This is a genomic window from Halosimplex halobium (genome assembly GCF_051414055.1).
GTDB lineage: Archaea > Halobacteriota > Halobacteria > Halobacteriales > Haloarculaceae > Halosimplex > Halosimplex halobium.
This window is the reverse complement of the sequence record NZ_JBLKNX010000011.1, coordinates 97,498-118,140: the sequence shown is the minus strand read 5'-3', so window position 1 is coordinate 118,140 and position 20,643 is coordinate 97,498. Positions and strand designations below refer to the sequence as shown.

Genomic DNA, 20,643 nt, shown 5'->3' with positions numbered 1-20,643 from the left:
CCGGAGACCGAGACGCTCTCCGCGCGCGCCCGGACGGCCCGTCACCGAACGACGTTGTTCGCGGTCGTGATCGTCGAGGTCTGGTCGCCCGCGGGCGCACGGTTCCCGGAGGCCTTGAACGCGACGCCGTCGAACTCGGCGATCACGCAGTTGCGGACCGTCGCTTCCGCCGCGACCGCGGCCGCGACGGCCGCCTTCGACGGCGATTCGATGTTCGCCCAGTTCGAGGCGCCCGTGTGACGGATCTCCGCGCCGTCGACGACGTTGTCCTGGCTCCGCGTGTCGAAGTAGCGGATCCCCTTCCAGAAGCCCGGAGTCGCCTCCTCGCCGCGCAACACCGTCGACCGGCCGCCGTCGCCGGTCTCGCTGCCCTCGATCGTGAGCGACCCGCCGTCGACCACGTCGATGCCGGCGTCCTGTCCGAAGTGGATCTCGGTGCCGTCCGCGACCGTCACGTCGGCCACGAGCTCGAGGAGGCTGCCCACGTCGCTCAGGGGAAGGCGGAAGGGCACGTTGATGGCCGGGACCGTCAGCGACTGTTCGATGGGGTTCGTCGGGTTGACGACCTCGATCCGGTCGGTCTCGTTCCCGGTGTAGTCCGTGCTGGTCGCCAGCGCCGGGACCGTCGTGAAAAACACCTGTGCCGGGTCGACGTTGTTTCGGATGCGGGTTCGTTCGACCGTCTGGAGTTCGTTTTCCTTGTTGACGAACAGCCCGTAGCCGTCGTTGTCCTCGAGTATCGCCCCGTCGACGGTGAGCCGCGAGCCGGTCAGGACGCTCAGGCCAGCCGGTTCCTGGTAGATCCCCCGGCCGCCGAGTTCGCCGCCGGCGTGGCGCACGACGACGCCCCGGAGGACGTTGTTCGCGTCCTTCGTCTCCGAGTACAGCAGCCCCTCCCAGAATCCGGGGGTCGCCTGGGCGCCGCGGATCGTGATCGCGTTCGCGGGCGGGCTCTCGACGGCCCCCTCGGCGGGGAGGTCCCCCTCGGGGACCGCCGCGTTCAGCGACCCGGTGACGAAGACCCCGTTGCCCTGCGCCACCCGCAGCTCGATCCCCGGTTCGAGCGTCAGGTCTCCCCGGACTTCGAAGGTGAGTCGGTTCTGGTTCAGGTACAGCGGAACGCCCGGGTCCGCCCAGGTGTGTTGCTCCCCCTCCGGGACCACGTAGTCGGTCGAGGCCCACACGAACAGCCGGTCGGTGTCGTTGCCGGTCAGCGCGTTGTCGCCGGCGATCGCGTCGACGTTGCTCGCCGTGACCTCGACCGGCTCGGCGTTGCCCGTGATCCCGTTGCCGCTGAACGTCTCGAGGCGGGCCCGCCGGTCGATCGACACCCCGAAGTTCCGGCTCCCCCGGATCTCGGAGTTCGTGACGGCGACCGGACCGCTGCTCCGTATCTCGACGCCGGCACCGTCCTCGGAACCGGCGTTCTCGACGAGGACGTGGTCGAGCGTCCCGCTCCCCTCGCCAGTGAACGCGATGCCGCCCCAGATCCCCCTCGTGTCCGAGCGCCCCGTGAAGAAGACCGGCGCCGAGCAGGTGCCCGACGCCGAGAGGGTACCCCCGACCGACAGCGACGTCCCCTGCGCGAACGAGAGCGTGGTCCCCGGCTCGACGGTGAGCGTGGCGCCGGGGTCGACGCTGAGCAGGTAGTCGAGCTCGACGACGTCGGCGTCGGTCCCGAGCGTCGTGTCCTCCGTGATCCGGGACGGCCCCTCGTAGGTGGTAGTGGTGTTGGTCGGTGGCGCCTGGCACGGGCCCGACGGCACCGCCGACAGCACCGTCCCACTGGGCGTGTCAGTGGCGTCGGTCGCCGTGGCGACGCCCTCGGTCGCAGTGGCCCCGCCGCCACCGGCCGTGGGGGAGCCGGTTTCACCGTCACCACCACAGCCCGCGAGGAGGCTTGCGGCCCCCGCGCCGACCGTCGCGAGGTACTGCCGGCGCGTTCCGCCCGTCGATCCCGTCGCGTCGTCGCCGTTGTCCTGTGTCATCACCGCCACGTTCCCCGCCGCGGCCGTTGAGTTGCGACCCTAGCTCTCTAGACGGCGCCCGACCACCGTCCCGGCGGGCCCTGCTGCGGGCTCTCGGCGGGGCCCGTCCGCACCGCGACCGCCCCGTCGAACGGATCCTCGGCCCGTCACGCGGTCGCCGCGGCCGACCTATGTCTCTAGACCGCCGATATACGGCGCCCGATCGCCGATCCGGACCCGGGAGACCGATGCTGTTCAGACCACCTGCGACCGACGGACGCGCACTCGGTGTCGTGAGCGTAGTATTGCTCGTCGCCCTCGCCGGCTGTGCCGGCCCGCTCGGGGGCGGCGGAACCGACGCGGAAACCGCGTCTCCGGAGCCGTCCGGCCCCGCGACGGACGCCGACACGCCGACCCCCGACGAACCCGCGAGCGGGACGCCGACCGACGGTGACCGGGCGCCGACCGACGGTGACCGGGCGCCGACCGACGGCGACGGGACGCCGACCGACAGTGGCGCCACGGCGACTGCGGGGTCACAGGGGCCGGGCGAGACCCTCTCGAACTCCTTCGTGAACGGCTGGTACCAGCAGCTCCGGTCGGCGGGGTCGTTCACCGCAGAGATGCGCGGGATCACGGTCACCACCTCCGGACAGATGTCGGGCGAGAGTGAGGGAGAGCCCCCCGTCGTCAACTGGACGATGAAGCTGGACCTGTCGACCGGTGCGAGATACGCGAACGGGACGATCTCCGGGTCGGGCGGGTCGATCCCGGTCGAGCTGTACCACCCGCCGTCGTCCGACACGACCTACTCCCGGACGACGTTCCGGGGCCAGAGCCGAATCTCACAGTCGACGAGCACGACCGACCGCGACAACCCGGTTTCCGAGGGGCTCCTCGAGGCCGTTCGGCTCACCCGCGCGGGCACCGAAACGGTGGACGGCGAGACCCTCCAGCGGTACTCCGCTGAGAGTACGGACGCGGTCGTCAACCAGTCGTACTTCGGCGGGTCGGTCTCGGACCTCCGGATGGCGGTGCTCGTCGACGCCGACGCCGGCCTCGTCCGGGTGATCGACTACGAGTACGAGGTCGAGAGCGACGACGGCACGACCACGCAGTTCCTCCGTATCCGGTACACGGACGTCGGCACCACGGCCGTCGAACGCCCCGACTGGATGAGCCAGGCCGACAGCTGACCGGCGCTACCACCCCGAGCGAGCCCGTCGCGCGGGGCGAGCCGCGTCCTCGTGCCGAGTCCGGGGCTACGACGGCGGAGCCGTCGGACGACGTTCGCCAGCCACGTCGCGCGCGTCGCGAACCACGTGGAACGGGCGCTTCGGCGCGACGGATCAATCTATCTAGCCCGGGGCGCGAGCGGGATCGACTGACGTAGTGAAACCGCTTCTGGTGGAGCGGCCGGTTGTACCGGGCATGAGCCACCTGCTGCCGCGGAAGCCCCCGGTCGAGCGGTCGGACGGCGAGCCCGAGGTCGTCGGGCTCGACGGGGTCGAATCGGGAGCGGTCTTCTCCGCCCTCGCCCCGGAGCTCGCCCGCTCGATCCTCTCGGAACTGTACCGCGAGCCGTCGACGCAGTCGGAGCTGGCCGACCGGGTCGACACCTCGATCCAGAACGTCAGTTACCACCTCGACAGCCTCGTCGAGGCCGGGCTCGTCACCGTCGTCGACCGCTGGTACTCCGAGAAGGGCACGGAGATGGACGTGTACGCCCCCGACGGTGACCCGCTGGTGCTGGTCGCCGGCGACGAGGGGGCGCTCGACGACGCGCGCCGGGCGGTCGCGGACGGCGCCGCGGTCGGCGACCGGGGAGGGTGATCGCGGTGGCTTCGACAGCCGCGGGAGCGACGACCGTCGAGACGGCCGAGGTGACCGACTCCGAGGCGGCCGAGGCGCCGCTCCCGGCCCCCGAGACGCTCGAGCTGGCGACCGACGAGACGCGGCGGACGATCCTCACGACCCTGTGGCGTGCCGAGGGCCCGCTGGGATTCGCGGTCCTCCGCCGCCGGACGGGCGTCGACGGGAGCGGGCGGTTCAACTACCACCTGCAACGATTGCTCGGACGGTGCGTCCGCGACGCGGGCGAGGGCTACGAGCTGACTCCCCGCGGCGAGCGCTTCGTCGCCGCGCTGGCCGCCGTCCCGCCGGTCGCCGAAGCGGGCGACCGGGATCCCCCGGCCGACTGAGCCGGCTGCCCGGCCGCGCTGCGGGCCGAACCCGGTGTCGATACCGTCGCGGTCGACGCGACGACACCGGGCCGACACTCCTCGCATCGGGATTCCAGTTCGGAGCGAAGCGCGATGTCGGGAGCCTCGAATGCCGACTGGAGGGGGGGTGTCCGACGGTCCGGCGCCGTCCCGCTCAGCTGTAGTCGCCGATGTCGACGACCAGCGCCGCGTCGGCGGTGATCCACGCGGCCGTCTGCTCGGCGTCGTCGCGCCGTTCGACGAAGGTGACTGTCTCGGCGTCGGGGACCGCCTCGATCCGGGACGGGTCGTCGGACGTGCCGGGCCGGGGCGACCGGTCGTCGATCCAGGGCGCAGTGCGGTCGGGGTCACCAGGGTCGCTCATGTCCGATTGAAGGCCCGTCGGCATAATAAACCGGGGGCCGGAGCTTCGGGCTCGGAAACTCGGCCCGACGACCTCGGCACGGGGGCCGGCAACGACAGCCCGTCGGCTCCGGAGTCGGGTCGAGTCGGCGGCCGCGACGGCGTCGAGACCGCGTCGGGGCCGAAGCGGGCGGGGACCCGGCTCGGGGCGGCCGCCGGGGGAACGGACGGGGGAACCGAACGACAGCGGGCGTAGCCTGACAGCGGAGCGGGGCCGACCCCGGTGGGGACGGGGCGCCCCGGTGGTGGGTGGTGGTGGGTGGTCCGGTGGGGCGGAGCCCATCGGGTTCGCCCGGCGGAACCGGGTAGGTTCTGCCTCACGGAGGGGTGACGGCGGCCGGATACTGCGCCCGCCTCCGGCCCGGGCGGGTGATCGACGATACTGCCCCGGACGTATTCAATCGGCGTCCAGTGTTTCAGGGGCTGAAACACGCGGGCCGGAGCGGGACCGTCGGGAGCGAGGGTATCGGTAGCGGGCGACAGGTGGACGAGGTCGGTCCGGAGCGACACGCATCCACGGTCGGGGAGTCAGCGCGAGCGGGCCGGCGCCGGCTCGTTCGCGCTGGCCTCGAAGCCGGCGCCGTCGCCGGTGGCCGTCACCGCGAGGCCGTCGTCGGTGAACTCGATGGTCACCGACTCGAAGGCGGCCGCGAACACCGTCCGGTGGTGGCCGTCCGCGTCACAGGCGAGGTCGGTGTCGACGAGACCGGCCTCCTGCAGTCGGTTCAGTCGCCGGTACACCGTCGCACGGGACGCCCCGCACGCGTCCGCGATCGTCCGCGCGGGTTTCGCCTCCGTCCGGATGACTTCGAGAATCGCGCGCGTGTACGCCGCGTCCAGCAGTTCCAGGAGTTCGTCGGTCGAGAGGTCCCCCGACGCGTCGTCGGGCGTCCGGGCGGGCCCCGACCGCGTGGATTCGGTGAGTGACATCGGTCCGTCTCGTCCGTACTGTCTCCCCTCGTCCCCCTCGGTGTACTGGCAACTGGCGTTGTCCGGCCCACTCGCGGAGGCAATACACGTTGTGATGGCAACTGTTCACACGGTCGCCGGTGTCGACCGCACGGTCGGGGTCCCGGCGACGGCGCCTCGGGCGGTCGTACTGTTTCCCGGCCTGAAACACGGTTCGCCCGCTTAGGTACGGGGGCCGCGAACGGCCACCGAATGCAGGACCGTCGACCGTCGCATCCGAGTGGCCGTTCCGCCTCGGGGACCCGCCGACCGCTCGGTCGCCACTGGCTGGACGGCCCCGGCCGAAGCCACGGGGAGCCGGATCCGCCGCCAGACAGGGGTCCACGGACAGACGGGGACCCGCCGCCCGACGGCCCCACCCAGTCCGCCGACCGGGTCCGACGGATCGACGCCGCCGACGCCGACAGGTTCGGCGACCCGGCGGTCCCGGTACCGACCGACGACGCGATCGGGGGCCACCCCGACAGGCAGGTTCTGGTCGTCGGGGCCACCGTGGTCGGCACGGCGCTCGCGCTGGTTCTCCGGCGGGCGGGGTACGACCCGCTGGTCGTGGCGGGGGGCGACGCGTCGCCGCCGTCGGGGGTGACCACCCTGCCGCCGCCGGCGCTCGGAGTGCTCGACGCCGTCGGCGTCGGTGCGACGGTACGGCGCTGCGGCGTCGCCGTACGCGCGGTGTCCGTCCGGGGCGTCGACTCGACGGGGGCGACCGACGCCGCGGACAGCGGGGGGACGACGACGGTCGAGGCGTCGTCGGTGCTCGTCCGGACTCGCTCCCTCCGCCGGACGCTCGAAGCGCGCCTCGGCGACCGCCAGCGCCGGCGCGACACGCCCATCGCAGCGCTCGCCCCCCGCGAGGACGGGGTCGCCGTCGAGTTCGCCGACGGCGTCCGCGAGTGGTTCGACGTGGTCGTCGACGCGGGCGGACTGGATCCCTCGGTTCGCCCTGCCGACCGACCCCCGGTCGAGCGAGCGACGCTGGTCCAGTACGAGACCGCGACCGACGGCGACCCCGACGACGACCGGATCCGGGAGCGGTGGCACGACGGAGCGCTCGTCCAGCGGCTTCCCCGTCCCGGCGAGCCCGGCCAGCGCGTCCGGGTCACGGCGCCGGCCCCGGACCGCGGTCCGGGGGCCGACGAAGTGAGCCCCAGGACGGTGCTGCCGGACGACGCCGGGGTCGCGGGCGAGCTCGACGGTGTCGAACCGACGACCGTCCGGCAGGTCCGGGTTGCCGGCGGACCGCCACAGCCCGGGTCGTGGGGGAGCGGACGGGTGGCCGCCTGCGGGCCGGTCGCCTGTCCGGTCGCGCCGGCGACCGGGTTCCGGACCCAGCTCGGGGTCGAGGACGCCATCGCGTTCGCCAGGGCGGTGACGCGCGCGGACCGGTCGGCGTCGGCGGTCGTCGACGCCTACGCGGCGGGGCGCGCCCGCCGGCTCGCGACCCTCTTCCGGACGGCCGCGGCCGCTCGGCCCGACCACGAGTACCCGGTCCCCGATACCGCGTCGCCGCTGGCGCCGGTCGCCCTCCTGCGGACCGTCCCGCTCGGCCCCGCGCTCTGCGAGCGACTGGCTGCAGTCGGGTCGGACGGCGTCCGGTGACCGGTCGCCGATACCGGGTCGTCGCCCCCGTCACGCCTGCTCGTCCACCGGTGCGGCCGCACATGGCGACCGCCGGTCACGTCTCGGTATCGAACAGCAGCCCGAAGACCTCGCGCTCGGCGATCCGGAGGTGTTTGTTGAACGTCGGCTGCGTGATGTCGAGGCGGTCGGCGACCTCGCTGCCGTCGTTCGCCCGCGGCCACTCGAAGTAACCCGCCGAGAGGGCGGTCCGGAGGACCTCGAACTGCCGGTCGGTGAGTTCGCCCCGGACCCGGTCGGCCAGCTCCGCCGGCGTCCGGTCCCGCTGGCGGTGCTGTCGCCGCGCGGCGAGGTCGAGCGACGGCGCGATCCCCGCCAGCCGGTCGACGAACGACCGCACGTCGGCCTGGCGGGGGACCTCGACGACGACCGTCGCCCCGTCGGGGTCGGCCGTCGCCTCCCGCAGGACGCCGCCGTACTCCGCCAGCGGCGCGCCGAACCACTCGTCGGCCCGCGTCTCGACCAGCGTCGACGACGCCTCCTCGGCCACCACGTCGACCGTCCCGGGCAGCATCCGGCGCGCGACCTCCGGGGCGTCGTCGGGCACGTCCCCCTCGAAGCCGTAGTAGACGCTGACGGAGCCGTCCCCGCGGGAGACGGTCCGTTCGAGGGACACCCGGCAGTCGGCGGCCTCCGCCGCGCGGGCGAACGGGAGCGCGTCGCCCGGGCCGGCGAACTCCAGTTCGACCGTCTCGTCGGACTCCAGCGCCCGGCGGCGCTCGACCGCCACGAGCGCGTTCGCGATCGAGGTGCCCAGCTGCGCGAGCACCTCGCGCTCGCGCTCGCCGAACGCCTTCGGCGAGTCCGTGCCGACGGTCAACACGCCGTGGGTGATCCCGTCGTAGGTCAGCGGGACGGCGCACAGCGACTGGAACCCCTCCGAGAGGCCGCGGCGCCGCCAGTCGTCGGCCGGGCCCGCGCCGACGAGCGAGTCGGCGACCCGCACCTCGTCGCGCCGCCAGGCCGCGACCGCCGGGTGGGGGTCGGCCGTGTCGCCGGCCGTCGTCAGGTCCAGCCCCTCGACGTACCCCTCCGGGGCGCCGACGACCGCGCGGGCGGCCAGCCGGTCCGTGCCGACCTCGACGCCGCCGACCCACGCCAGCTCGTAGGGGCCGGAGCTGGCGAGGCGCTCGCAGACCGCCCGCTCGACCTCGCCGGGGTCGGTCGCGTCCGTGATCGCGGCTTCGACCCGCTGGGTGAGTCGGGCGATCCGGTCGAGCCGTTCGGCCCGCTCGGTCTGCGTGCGGAGCTGCTGCTCGCGCGCTTCGAGTCGCTGGCGTCCCTCGAGGTGGTTGAGCGCCGCCTCCAGCGTCGCCGCGAGGACGTGAGCCGCCTGGACCCGCTCGGAGCCGAGCGCGCCGTCGGGCGAACCCACCAGCAGGACCCCGTGGTTGCCCAGCGCGAGCCCGCGCCACGCCGCCAGGTCCGCCAGTATCTCGGGTTCCTCGTCGCCGCCGCTCCCGCCGGCACCGTCCTCGCTGCCGTCGCCTCCGGCCGTGCCGCGCCCGCCGTCGGGGGCTACGACCGTCCCGGTCGCGAACCCCTCCCAGAGGTGTCCGTCCCCCGGGCCGACGGGGTCGACCGCCTCCGCGTCGGGCAGCGGCTCGGTCAGGGCTTCCGGGCGGAGCACGCCGTCGTCGCCGTCGTAGAGGAACGCGGCGACTGCGGGGAGATCGAGCGTCTCGGCGGCCGCCTCGACCGCGGTCCGGGTCGCCTCCGCCGGGGTGTCCGCGGTCGCCAGGTCGTCGGTCGCGTCGTCGAACGACGCCATGCGGCGCTCGCGGGCCTTCCGGTCGGTGACGTCGCGGCTCACGATCACGATCCGGTCGTCGCCGGTCTCCCAGTCGGTCGGGTAGAAGTCCGACTGCACCCACCGCCGGTCCCCGTCGGGTCGCTCGATGCGGTACTCGTGGGAGTAGCTATCGGCCGCCGTCCCCTCGTCGACGTCGTCGGCGATCCCCGCCACGAACGAGCGGTAGGCCCGCTCGTCGTCGGGGTGGAGCGTCCCGAAGAAGCCGTCCTCGTACGTCTCGCGGATCGCCTCCAGCGACTGGCCCCAGATCCGCTCGTAGCCCGAACTCACGTAGTCGGGCGACTGCGACGCGGCGGTGATCTCCCGGGCGCGGGTCATGAAGATGGCCTCGTCGATGCGGTCGAGGATCGCGCCGAGGCGCCGCTCGGTCCGGCGGCGCTCGGTGATGTCGCGCATGATCGCCAGATACCGGCGCTCGCCGTTGATCGTCGCCGGCGTGTCGTTGACCTCGAGCCACCGTCGCTCGCCGTCCGCCCGCTCGATCAGCCACTCGTGGCTCCCCGGCTCGTCGGCGTCCATCACGTCGTCGATAATCGCCCGGGCGCGCTCGCCGGAGTAGCCCTCCGCCGGGACGTTGACCGCGTCCATCCCGGCCGCGAGCAGTGCCTCCCGGTCGTACCCGGTCAGCTCGCACATCCGCTCGTTGCAGTCGAGCAGTTCGCCGGTGTCGGGGTCGTGGACCGCGATCGCGTCGGTGACGCCGTCGAAGATCTGCTCGTACTCCCGCTCGCGGCGCTTGCGCTCGGTCACGTCCCGTTGCATCGAGAGGACCCGCAGCTCCCCGCCGATCTCTGCCGGCGCCAGCGTGACCTCGAGCCAGATCCGCTCGCCCGAGCGGGTCACACCGCGCCACTCGACGGTCTCGGGCTCGCCCGTCTCGGCGACCTCCCGGATGAGGTCCCACCCCCGCTCGCCGGTGTACCCCTCCTCGGTAGCGCTGAGCCCCTCGATCCCCTGCTCCCGGATCGCCTCGAGGTCGTAGCCGAGCATCTCCCGGTAGGTCTCGTTCACGTCGGTTATCTCGCCGGCCGCCGGGTCGAACACCGTGATCGCGTCGTTGACACCGTCGAAGATCTGCTCGTACTCCCGCTCGCGGCGCTTGCGCTCGGTGACGTCCTGGACGCGGCCGACGATGCGGTCGACGGTCCCGTCGTCGCCCTCGACGGGGAACCGGGTGACCGAGACCCACCGCGTCTCCCCGTCCCGCCGGATCCGGTACTCCCCCTCGTAGGCCTCGTCCGGGTCGCCGGCCTCGATGTCCGCGACCAGCCGCTCGACGTCGGCCTCGTACGCCGCCCGGTCGTCGGGGTGGGCCGCCTCGACGAACGCGGTCGGGTCCGCGTCGAGTTCCGTGACGGGGCGGCCGTAGATCTCTTCGTAGGCGTCGTTGATGTAGCGGATCTCGGAGAAGTCGGCCGCCGCCAGGTAGACGATCTCGTCGATATGCTCGGCGATGAGCCGGAAGCGGCGCTCGCTCTCGCGGAGCTCCCGGGCGCGCTCGACGCGGTCCAGCGCGGTGGTGACGTGGCGGGCGAGGATCCCCGCCGCGTCGAGCGTGACCTCGTCGAACCCGTCGCCGTCCCGGTCGACCGCGGCGAACAGCCCGTGCTCGCCGAGCGGCACGAGGACCGCGTCGCCGGGGGGCGTCCCGCCGTCGAGGGCTTCGGGGTCGTAGACGCCCCGCTCGTCCGTCTCGTACACGTTGTACTCCAGGTCGCCGGGTTCGAGCGGGCGCGGCCCCTCGCCGGGCGCGAGGTCGTCGATCTCGTCGCCGGTCGCGACCGGCTCGAGCACGTCGGCGTCGCCGCCCCCGCCGTCGCCGTCGGCGCCCCCGTGGAGCCAGCAGGTTGGCAGCCACAGGTCGAGCACCTCGGTCGCGGCGTCGATGGCGGCCTCGCAGACCGCCCGCGGGGTCGACGCGTGCTGGAGGTCGTCGGTCGCCTCGTGGAGCGCGCGGATCAGCCGCTCGCGGCGCTTGCGCGCGGTGATATCGCGCTGCATCGAGAGGATCCGGTCCTCGCCGCCGATCTCGGCCGTGGCGACCCGCGCCTCGATCCACCGGCGCTCGCCCGACTTCGTCTCCTGTTGCCACTCGACGGTCTCGGGCTCGCCTGTCTCCATGACGCGGTGGCAGATCTCCCGCGCCCGCTCGGTGGTGTAGCCCGCCTCCGTCGCGCTGAGGGCCGCAAACCCCGCCTCGCGGACCGCCGCGACGCTGTCGTAGCCCAGGCGGTCGAGAAACGTCCGGTTCGCGTCGAGCGGCTGGGCCGTCTCGGGGTCCTGGACGACGATCCCGTCGTTGACGCCGTCGAAGATCTGCTCGTACTCCCGCTCGCGGCGCTTGCGCTCGGTGATGTCGCGAACGCTGCCGAGGACCCGTTCCTCGCCGCGGATGTCGACGACGCTGAGGTGGACCTCGACGGGGAAGGTCTCGCCGTCCGCCCGCCGGTTGCGCCACTCGAACAGCTGCGGCCCCTCCTCGCGGGCCGCCCTGATGCGCTCGCGGGCGTCCTCGTATGCGTGGTCCGCCGCCGCGACAACGTCGACCGTCTCCCCGAGGAGCTCCGCGCGGTCGTAGCCGTTCATCTCGCAGAACCGCTCGTTGGCGTCGGTGATCTCGCCCGTCTCGGGGTCGTGGATGACGAGCCCGTCCGAGACGTTCTCGAAGACGCCCCGGTAGGTCTGCTCCAGTTCGCGCCGCTCGGTGACGTCGGTGTACCAGACGTAGGCGTCGGTCGCCCCGTCGGCGCTGACCGCCTCGTCAGCGTCGGCCGACTCGTCGGCGTCGGCCCCCGGGTCCGTACTGAAGTGGATCACCCTGACGAAAAACTCCCGGGTCCCGTCGGCCGTCTGCCGGGTGATCTCGCGTTCGACGGGCTCGCCCCGCGCGACCGTCGCTCGCAGCCGCTCGTACTCCGCACGCTCGCTCTCCGGGACGACCGTCTCACCGACGCCGGAGCCGACGACGTCCGACGCCGCGAACCCGAACACGTCCTCGAAGGCGGCGTTCGCCTCCCGGATTATCGGCTCTTCGCCCTCGAAACGGACCCGGAGCATCGGGTCCGGGTTGTTCTCGAACAGGGCCGACCGCCGGTCGCGCTCCCGTTCGAGCCGGCGCTCGTACTCGCGGCGCTCGGTCACGTCCCGCGACAGCGCCAGGACGCGGTCCTCGCCGGCGATCGTGGCCGGCGCGAGGTTCACCTCCAGCACCCGGCGCTCGCCCCCCGCCGTCTCGACCTCCCACTCGACGGTCTCGGCCTCGCCGGTCGCGGCGACCCGCTGCTGGACCTCGTAGGCGCGCTCGCCGCCCTCGGCGCCGTCGACGGTGAACCCCGCGACGTCCATCTCGACGAGCGCCGCCCGGCTGTACCCGGTCAGCTCGGCCATCGTCTCGTTGACCTCGACCAGCCGCTCGTCCCACGGGTCGTGGACCGTGATCACGTCGTTGACGTTGTCGAACACCTGCTCGTAGGCGCGCTCGCGGCGTCGACGCTCTGTCACGTCGACGGCCGTCGCGAGGACGACCGCCCGCCCGCCCAGCGTGGCCCGCCGGAGCCGCGACTCGACCCACCGGACCGACCCGTCGGCCGTCGCCACCGGCCACTCCAGCTCGATCGGGTCCGCGCCCTCCGACAGGCTCGTGACGGCGTTGACCAGCCGCTCGCCGTCGTACCCGGGCACGTCGGCCGTGAACGCCGCGAGGTCCGTCGACCGCACCGCCTCGCGGTCCTGCCCGACCAGGTCACAGAACGCCCGGTTGGCGTCGAGCAGGGCGCCGGTCTCGGGGTCGTGGACCGCGGCCACCCCCGCGACACCGTCGTACAGCGTCCGGACCGTGTCGCGGGCGCGCTCACGGTCGACCGCCGACCCGATCCGCTCGGCGACCAGCCCCGGGTCGGCCTCGACGAGCCGCCGGGGGAGCGTCTCCGCCGCCCCCGCTGACAGTACCGCCGCCTCCCGGGCGTCGTCCCACCCGTCCGTCAACACCACGGCCGGGTCGTCGGGTCGCTCGGCCGTCCAGCGGTCGAGAATCGCTTCCGCGTCGACGCCGGTCGCGCCGCCGTCGACGACCAGACAGTCCGCCCCGCGCTCGGCCGCCCGCTCGTCCGCGCCTCCCGAGTCGGCTGCTTCGTCCGCGCTCGCCGCCAGGGCGACGACGTCGTCCACGTCCGCTTCCGCGTCGACGGCCGCGACGGTCAGCGACCGCTCGTCGCCCGCTGCCGCATCCGAGAGCGCCTCCGCGACCGCTTCCCCACCCGCGACCACGGACCGCACGGCGCCGGATCCCACCGGAAACATGGGTACCATGTTCGTCTCGACCGCCGTAAATCGTTCGCGGGGGGCCGGCGTCCGTCGGGATCGGGCGGAAACTCGACTCGCGCGCTGATCGCCCGTGAACCGCCGCTCGGCCCTCCCGGACTCGTGCGGCCCTCCCCGGCGCGACCGCGGACTGTTCCTCGGCCGTGGTCGGCGGCGCCGACCGGTCCACGGCCCGGTCGCTGCGTGCCTGTCGGTCGGCGACCTGCGTCCCCGTGGTGGCGGTATGGGTACTCGACTGACGCCGGAACCGCCGACCAGTCACTGGTCCCCGTTCCGGGAACTATTTACGCCGTGGTCGCGGATGCCAACGTAACCGAGACGCGTTGTCCCCGGGAAGGCCGTACCGGACCCGTCACGAATCGCGACCCGTTCTGTGCAATTGCCGACGGCGTCCGTACGGCCTGCTCTCCTTCGCGGGCGGACTCTGAGATGGGTTCTGGGATCGCTCCGATCGGACCTATCATGGAACTCGAAATCACAACTATCGGCGGCTACGAGGAAGTCGGCCGCCAGATGACGGCCGTCCGTGCCGACGACGACATCGTCGTCTTCGACATGGGCCTCAACCTCTCGAAGGTACTGATTCACGACGACGTCCAGACCGAGCGCATGCACAGCCTCGACCTGATCGACATGGACGCGATCCCCGACGACCGCGTCATGGCCGACCTCGACGGCACCGTCCAGGCCATCGTGCCGACCCACGGCCACCTCGACCACATCGGCGCTATCTCCAAGCTGGCCCACCGCTACGACGCGCCCGTCGTCGCGACGCCGTTCACGCTCGCGCTCGTCGAGGAGGAGATCGACGACGAGGGGAAGTTCCAGGTCGACAACGACCTCGTCGAGATGGAGGCGGGCGAGACGATGTCCATCGGCGACGAGACCGAACTGGAGTTCGTCAACGTCACTCACTCGACCATCGACGCGATCAACCCCGTCCTGCACACGCCCGAGGGCGCCGTCGTCTACGGCCTCGACAAGCGCATGGACCACACCCCCGTCGTCGGCGACCCCATCGACATGGACCGGTTCCGCGAGATCGGCCGCGAGGGCGTCCTCTGTTACATCGAGGACTGCACCAACGCCAACAAGAAGGGCCGCACGCCGAGCGAGGCCGTCGCCCGCAGCGAACTGCGGGACCTCATGCACTCGCTGGAGGACTACGACGGCGGTATCGTCGCGACGACGTTCGCCAGCCACATCGCGCGGGTCACCTCGCTGGTCGAGTTCGCCGAGGAGATCGGCCGCCAGCCCGTCCTGCTGGGCCGGTCGATGGAGAAGTACTCCGGCACCGCCGAACGCATCGGCGCCGTGGAGTTCCCGGACGACCTGGGGATGTACGGCCACCGCAACTCCGTCGACCGGACGTTCGAGCGGATCATGAACGAGGGCAAGGAGAACTTCCTGCCCGTCGTGACGGGCCACCAGGGCGAACCGCGGGCGATGCTCACCCGCATGGGTCGCGGCGAGACGCCGTACGAACTGGACAGGGGCGACAAGGTCATCTTCTCGGCGGGGATCATCCCCGAGCCCACCAACGAGGGCCAGCGCTACCAGAGCGAGACGCTGCTCGGAATGCAGGGCGCCCGCATCTACGACGACGTGCACGTCTCCGGTCACCTCTCCCGGGAGGGCCACTACGAGATGCTCGACGCGCTCCAGCCCGAGCACGTCATCCCCGCCCACCAGGACCTTGCCGGGTTCTCCGGGTACGTCGATCTGGCGACGAGCCAGGGGTACGAGCTGGGTGAGGACCTGCACATCACCTCCAACGGGAACACCATCCAGCTGGTCTGACACCCTCTACCGACCACCTCCTGTGGCGAACGGTGGAGGCATTCACCTCACCTATAGGGATAACAGCGCGAAAGTCCGCCCATTTGAGATGGGAGGTAGCGCGGCCGCTCCGTGCTACGCTACATCCCCGTTAAGCGCGGGGTTGGCGGTCAACGGGTCGTAGACGCTCATGTCCGTGACGACCGAGACGCTGTTCTCCGCGTATCTGGCGGTCCGTTCGAGCAGCGTCACCGATCGCTGGAGGGTGAGCAACGGTTCGGGGCGCTTCGCTTCGAGGTGCTCGTTCGTCGATTCGACCTGCTCGTCGATCTGGTCGAAGGTGTCGTGGGCCCGCTTGATCGTCCGTTGGTCGCGAGTTTCGATACACCTGAATGCGATGTCTGACGCCTCGTCGATCGTGTCGTGGAGTGCCCCGATCCGCTCGCTCATCTCCGGATCTAGCAACTGGCCATCCTGTTTGGTGACGATCGACGCGATATCGCACGCCGTGTCGGCCATCGAAAGAATGTCCGAGGCGATCGACCGGAACCCGATGATCGGGAGCTCCGCTTCCAGACCGACGGCCTGTCTGAGCCGTGGGTTCCGATATGTCGCGAACAAGAGCCGCAGGAACAGGAAGTAGAGTTTTTCGACTTGTCGGTAGCGACCGGCGACGGTACGGGCGGCCGCGGCGTTGCCGTCGGTGAGGCCAGACACCGCGCTGGCACGCATCGACGCCTCCGTCCGGTGGAGCCGCTCCAGTAGCGTCGTGATGTCGAAGTCGCTGGGCGCGACGGAACAGCGAATCGTCACGGAGTCGTCGTTCTGTTCGACCACGTTGAGGCCCATCAATCGTTTCTCGGCCTCCGTAACGCCGTCGCAGTGGGCCAGATCCAGCGAGTCCGACCCATCTATGTGGATCAGTTGACGCCCGAGCACGTACTGGCTGACGAGTACTCGTTCGAGACTGTCCTGTTCCAGTGTCTCTGCGTTGATCCGTGTCTCTGGATCTTCGTCCGCAGGACTCTCGGGGATCAAAAGCAGGGAATCTCCGCTTTTGGATTCCCGAACGATCAACTGGTCGCTTTCATCGATGTCCTGGGCCTGTGCCCACTCGGCCGGTACGGAGACGCCGACCGTCGACGACCCGAGCTTCTGGACCTGTCGTTTCATGTTTACTGATGCATCCACAGGGGGTATCGTTGTTGGTTATGAATAGATCGAATAGTCACTTATTATTTTCTTTAGCGCCCATTTATTGGACAATATTAGAAAATTATGGATATTCTAGCCCATGTCGAGGGATTTTTCGCCGTGACTGTTGTTTCGTTGCTGTCGACTCGTGCCGACGGCAACGAACTGGCTGCTGGCGGACGCGGGACGCGAACCCGCTCGCGGCTGGGCCATCGAAGGGCACTGCGGTGGTGAACGCATTGGATACCGCTACGAGTGGTAGTGGGTAATGAACTCCGTGACCGTCGTAGAGAACTCTTCGGGATACTCCAGGAAGATCATGTGGCCACATCGATTGAAGATCTTCATCCGGATGTCCGCGTTCTCCTGACCGATCATATCGAAGGCAGCCAACGCCATCACTGGCGGCACTGTCGGGTCGTCCCGTCCGAACACGTACAGCACTGGCATGTCGAGTACCCCGTCTTTGATCCGCTGGTGGGCCTCGTTCATCTCCTCGTCGAGCGAGGTCTGCCAGTGTTCCATCTGCCCCTCGTCGTCCATGATCCGGGCCGTCTCGCGGGCCTTCTCCCGCCGTTCCATGTACGCCGCGGTCCGACACCGCCGGTCCGTGATGTACTCCTTCTGGTGCGAGTAGTGGTCGTAAAAGTACTCCATCCACTCGGGGTCGGTCTTCTCCAGCCCGAACTCGTCCATCTCGAAGATGATGTCCCGCCGGTGGTTTCCGTCACCCGCGGCGGGACCGAGCGTCGCGCTGTTGCAGATGACGAGCGAGTCGAACAGGTCAGGTTCCTCGACGGCGACCCGCGTCGCCAGCCCGCCGCCCCGCGACCACCCCGCCATGTGGCACGAGTCGAGGTCCAGCGCCTCGATGAACCCCAGCACGTGGTCGATGTCGGACTGGTACCGGAAGTCCTCGGGGTCGTCGGGGTTGTCGGTTAGTCCGCAGCCGATGCGGTCGACCGCCAGCACCCTGAACTCGTCGCTCAGGTACTCGAACGTCTTCGACCATGAGTTCGCGCTACTCGAACCGCTCCAGTTGTTGCCGTGGATCAGGACCAGTGGGTCGCCACTCCCCTCATCGTAGTAACGCGTGCGGATCCCGTCCACGTCGACGAACTCGGGATCGTACCCGTCGATACTCGCGTCCTCCGGGATGTCGGAGAACATCTCGGCCGTCGTATCAGTGTCCGTCGATGCCATCTTACGAACCGTCCTCCGTTTCCCGAATATGGATTACAGACAACACGGTAATCTCGTTATATTACAAAATACATAGTTCTATGGGCGTATATGGTACAGGATTTTAAAGTATTAATACGCGTCATCCCTTCCGCTCGGGGCGAGTGTACGTCGCGGCGACCACACGCTCCCCTGCTGGCGGGCGGAGGCACGGTCGCGACCCAGTGCGAGCCCGGGGTACAACCCCCGAGAGCCGCTCGTCTTCGGGATACCCGGGTTCGAAGTAGAGACAGTGGTCACGGTCACGGACGTGGCGACCCTCGGCAGCCAGGCCGTCGGCCCGACGCTGACATGTTGATAGATTATAATTGTACCAGGTGTTCCCGACGAATACTGTTCAATAATAGGGTTTCGGATGTGTTTGGATGGTGGATTTAAATAAATCGGCCCGCGTTCCAAATACGAATGAATACCCCCGGTCACTGTGTGCGACATGTATAGGCAGGCGACACCCTCTGCGGGGGTCGCCCCGGACGTGAGACGGCTCGCGAGGCGTCGAGTCGTGTCGGCGTTCAACACCAGCCGAGACCGCGCGAGCGTCCCGGAGCGTGTCCGGAACGAAACGACGCTGAGGGGACACTGATCGAATGGGCGCTCTCTCAGTCTTCACCTCCCGCGCACGGCTGTTCGCGAAGTGGCGGGAGATCATCGACCTCGGGTGGCCGATAACCGTCCAGACGGCCGTTCGAACCGGGATGCGGACGACGGACCTGATCGTCACCGGTATCTTCGGGCCCGCGGCTATCGCGGCACTGGGGCTGGCGAACCTGTACGCGCGGGTAGCGCTGTTCACCGGCATCGGCATCGGGACCGGCGCGCTGTCGCTGTCGAGTCAGGATACTGGCAGTGGCGCCGACACCAACAAGAACGAAGCGATCTCGCAGGCACTCGTACTGGGGTTCCTCGTAGGGATACCGCTCACGGTGTTCGCCGTTGTCCTCCCCCGCCCCGCGTTGAGTATCTTTGGCGCGACCGAAGAGGTCATCGCGCTCGGCGTGCCTTACCTCATGATCGTCCTCGGAACCGCGCCCGCACGGCATGTCACACTCATTGGGGAGAAGGCGCTACAGGGAACCGGGGACACGAAGACGCCGATGTATATCCGCGGTGGGTCGAACGTCGTTAACATCGCGGGGACGGTTTCGCTGGGGCTCGGTCTGGGACCGCTGCCGCGACTCGAGGTCGTCGGCGTGGCACTCTCGACGGCCGGCGCGAACGTGCTGGCCGGTGGGGCGGTAGTCGGATTCATGCTGAGCTCTCGAACCGACGTCGAGCTCATCAGACCGAGGGACCTGGTCATCATGAGACAGATCGTCAAAGTCGGCACGCCGCGCACCGTCCAGGGACTCTCGCGGACGGCCGCCTCCTTCCCGCTGAGCGCGATCCTCGTCGGTTTCGGGGTCGAGATCTACGCGGCCTACCAGGTCGGTCGGCGCGTGGCCCAGCAGCTAACGGGGCCGCTGGCTCGGAGCCTCAACGTCGTCTCAAGCATCCAGATCGGCCAGGCACTCGGGGCTCAAGAGGTCGACGACGTGCGGTTCAACACGGCGGCGCTGGCGTCGTTCGGCGTCCTCACGACTGTCGTCCTCAGCACCGGTGTGTTCCTCTGGAGTGAGGCCCTTGCGGGGTTCTTCGGTGACGACCAGGCCACGCTCGCGGCCGCGACGGTGTTCATTCAGGTGTTCGCCATCGCTTCGGTGTTCCGGACGCTCTCACGGATCTACGCGGGAGCGCTCCAGGGCGGCAGCGAGACGATCAAGCCGTTCCTCGCCGAACTGTTCGGCGGGACGGGGCTACTGCTCGGAGTCACCTACGTTGGCGGTGTCGTCCTCGGCTACGGCGTCCTGGCCGCCTACGCGGGGATCGTCCTGTCGGGCGTGTGTCGACTGGCGCTGGTGTTCGGCTGGTACAGCGGGAGCAACTGGATCGAAGCAGCGCTCGACGGCATGGAGACACGGGGAAGCATCAGCAACGATTGACTCCCCGAATGCACCACCGTCTGCTCGTCGCTCCCGGTATGGCGGCTGTATTTTAGATCGTATGATCGGGTTCATACGCAGTATACACGGGTAGATCTGAAATTCGTCCGTTATCAATCGGGGAATCGATTGTTTTCCTTTAATACATATTAACTATTTGCTGACAAGAGTCATATGGCACCTCCCGACACAGGACGTATGGGATCGACACCCGTAGCGGATGCGTACGTACCGGACCACGTATCGGACGACGACCTCGCTTACTTCGAGAAGGGCGGGATGGGAGACGAGGTCGGCTGGGGAGACAACCCCGCGGTCGTCGTCGTCGACATGACGGACGCGTTCGTCGACGGGGAGTACGCCACCGGCCGGACCGACACCGGTCAGGCCGCGGTCGAGGCCAACGAGCGGCTGCTCGATGCCGCTCGAGCGGCCGAGCTCCCCGTGTTCTACACGACGCCCACGAGCGCCGGCGTCTACCCGGAGGACTACCGCAGTTCCGGTGACGACGACGAGATGAGCGAGGAGTACCGCAAGATCCTCACCGAGGGCAACGTCATCTCCGACCCGATCGCTCCCGAACCGGACGACGTCGTCATCGAGAAGCCAGCACCGAGCGCCTTCTTCGACACGCACCTGGCGAACCTGCTTCACCACTACGACATCGACACGCTGATCGTAACGGGGATGACGACCAGCGGCTGCGTCCGTGCTACAGTCGTCGACGGCGACTCCAGCGGGTTCCGCGTGGTCGTTCCGATCGAGTGCGCCGCGGACCGATCGATCAGTTCACACGAGATGTCGCTGTTCGACATGGATATGAAATACGCCGACGTCAGACCCCTCGACACTGTGCTCGAACGGATCGACGAGGTCGTCGAGACCGAGACCGCCACCACCGCGTAGCGGACACGCAGCAGTCCTCTCGGTTTTCCTGCTATTCGACAGTCTTCTCTTTTTCCCTATGATTCTCTCGGTCGCTATACGTCGTAAATATCGAATAAATACCGCCGAAAATGCGGAGTCATAGAATTCTCCGTCAGGAACATCTCTTATCGATGTATACTGTGACCATGTCATGAAGGACTTTGAGGGTCCTGTGGCGGACTCCGGCCGCC

Annotated in this window: 13 protein-coding genes; 7 read left to right on the top strand and 6 right to left on the bottom strand. The window is 69.6% G+C overall.

Annotated features, from left to right (window positions below; translation table 11 throughout):
• Positions 1-41: 41 nt before the first annotated feature.
• Positions 42-1,988, bottom strand: a complete 1,947-nt coding sequence (locus ACMGFG_RS12730; RefSeq protein WP_436930700.1) for a hypothetical protein — start codon at positions 1,986-1,988, stop codon at positions 42-44.
• A 272-nt stretch (positions 1,989-2,260) separates the two neighbouring features.
• On the opposite strand from ACMGFG_RS12730, the gene ACMGFG_RS12725 reads away from it, so the two are divergent.
• The 3 genes from ACMGFG_RS12725 to ACMGFG_RS12715 all read left to right on the top strand — a co-directional run bounded on the left by ACMGFG_RS12725 (position 2,261) and on the right by ACMGFG_RS12715 (position 4,168).
• The gene (locus ACMGFG_RS12725) at positions 2,261-3,163 is read left to right on the top strand and encodes a DUF7537 family lipoprotein (protein ID WP_436930699.1); all 903 of its coding nucleotides are present in this window, start codon (positions 2,261-2,263) and stop codon (positions 3,161-3,163) included.
• Between the two features lie 235 nt (positions 3,164-3,398).
• On the top strand, positions 3,399-3,800 hold the full coding sequence (locus tag ACMGFG_RS12720; RefSeq protein WP_436930698.1) for an ArsR/SmtB family transcription factor: 402 nt from the start codon (positions 3,399-3,401) through the stop codon (positions 3,798-3,800).
• Positions 3,801-3,805: 5 nt separating this feature from the next.
• Entirely contained in the window at positions 3,806-4,168 is a 363-nt protein-coding gene (locus ACMGFG_RS12715) for a DUF7347 domain-containing protein (protein ID WP_436930697.1), read from the top strand.
• A gap of 175 nt (positions 4,169-4,343) precedes the next feature.
• On the opposite strand, the gene ACMGFG_RS12710 is transcribed toward ACMGFG_RS12715, so the two are convergent.
• Both ACMGFG_RS12710 and ACMGFG_RS12705 read right to left on the bottom strand, forming a co-directional pair.
• Complete coding sequence (locus ACMGFG_RS12710) at positions 4,344-4,553, bottom strand: hypothetical protein (protein ID WP_436930696.1); 210 nt, start codon at positions 4,551-4,553, stop codon at positions 4,344-4,346.
• Between the two features lie 566 nt (positions 4,554-5,119).
• Positions 5,120-5,521 (bottom strand): ArsR/SmtB family transcription factor, encoded by a 402-nt coding sequence (locus tag ACMGFG_RS12705; RefSeq protein WP_436930695.1) that lies wholly within the window; start codon positions 5,519-5,521, stop codon positions 5,120-5,122.
• Between the two features lie 231 nt (positions 5,522-5,752).
• Here ACMGFG_RS12705 and ACMGFG_RS12700 point away from each other — a divergent pair, with 231 nt between their 5' ends.
• A complete protein-coding gene (locus ACMGFG_RS12700; protein WP_436930694.1) occupies positions 5,753-7,159 on the top strand; it encodes an FAD-dependent oxidoreductase in 1,407 nt (468 codons plus the stop codon).
• A gap of 76 nt (positions 7,160-7,235) precedes the next feature.
• On the opposite strand, the gene ACMGFG_RS12695 is transcribed toward ACMGFG_RS12700, so the two are convergent.
• Positions 7,236-13,310 (bottom strand): PAS domain S-box protein, encoded by a 6,075-nt coding sequence (locus tag ACMGFG_RS12695; RefSeq protein ID WP_436930693.1) that lies wholly within the window; start codon positions 13,308-13,310, stop codon positions 7,236-7,238.
• A gap of 483 nt (positions 13,311-13,793) precedes the next feature.
• Here ACMGFG_RS12695 and ACMGFG_RS12690 point away from each other — a divergent pair, with 483 nt between their 5' ends.
• On the top strand, positions 13,794-15,131 hold the full coding sequence (locus ACMGFG_RS12690; protein ID WP_436930692.1) for an RNase J family beta-CASP ribonuclease: 1,338 nt from the start codon (positions 13,794-13,796) through the stop codon (positions 15,129-15,131).
• 114 nt (positions 15,132-15,245) lie between these two features.
• Here ACMGFG_RS12690 and ACMGFG_RS12685 read toward each other — a convergent pair whose 3' ends face one another.
• Both ACMGFG_RS12685 and ACMGFG_RS12680 read right to left on the bottom strand, forming a co-directional pair.
• The gene (locus tag ACMGFG_RS12685; protein WP_436930691.1) at positions 15,246-16,283 is read right to left on the bottom strand and encodes an AbrB/MazE/SpoVT family DNA-binding domain-containing protein; all 1,038 of its coding nucleotides are present in this window, start codon (positions 16,281-16,283) and stop codon (positions 15,246-15,248) included.
• A gap of 270 nt (positions 16,284-16,553) precedes the next feature.
• Entirely contained in the window at positions 16,554-17,507 is a 954-nt protein-coding gene (locus tag ACMGFG_RS12680) for an alpha/beta fold hydrolase (protein ID WP_436930690.1), read from the bottom strand.
• Positions 17,508-18,133: 626 nt separating this feature from the next.
• Between ACMGFG_RS12680 and ACMGFG_RS12675 the strand changes: the two genes are divergently transcribed.
• Together ACMGFG_RS12675 and ACMGFG_RS12670 are read left to right on the top strand one after the other, a co-directional pair.
• The gene (locus ACMGFG_RS12675) at positions 18,134-19,525 is read left to right on the top strand and encodes an MATE family efflux transporter (RefSeq protein WP_436930689.1); all 1,392 of its coding nucleotides are present in this window, start codon (positions 18,134-18,136) and stop codon (positions 19,523-19,525) included.
• Between the two features lie 198 nt (positions 19,526-19,723).
• Positions 19,724-20,431 carry an isochorismatase family protein gene (locus tag ACMGFG_RS12670; protein ID WP_436930688.1) on the top strand — a complete coding sequence of 236 codons (708 nt, stop codon included), beginning with the start codon at positions 19,724-19,726 and terminating at the stop codon, positions 20,429-20,431.
• Positions 20,432-20,643: the final 212 nt, after the last annotated feature.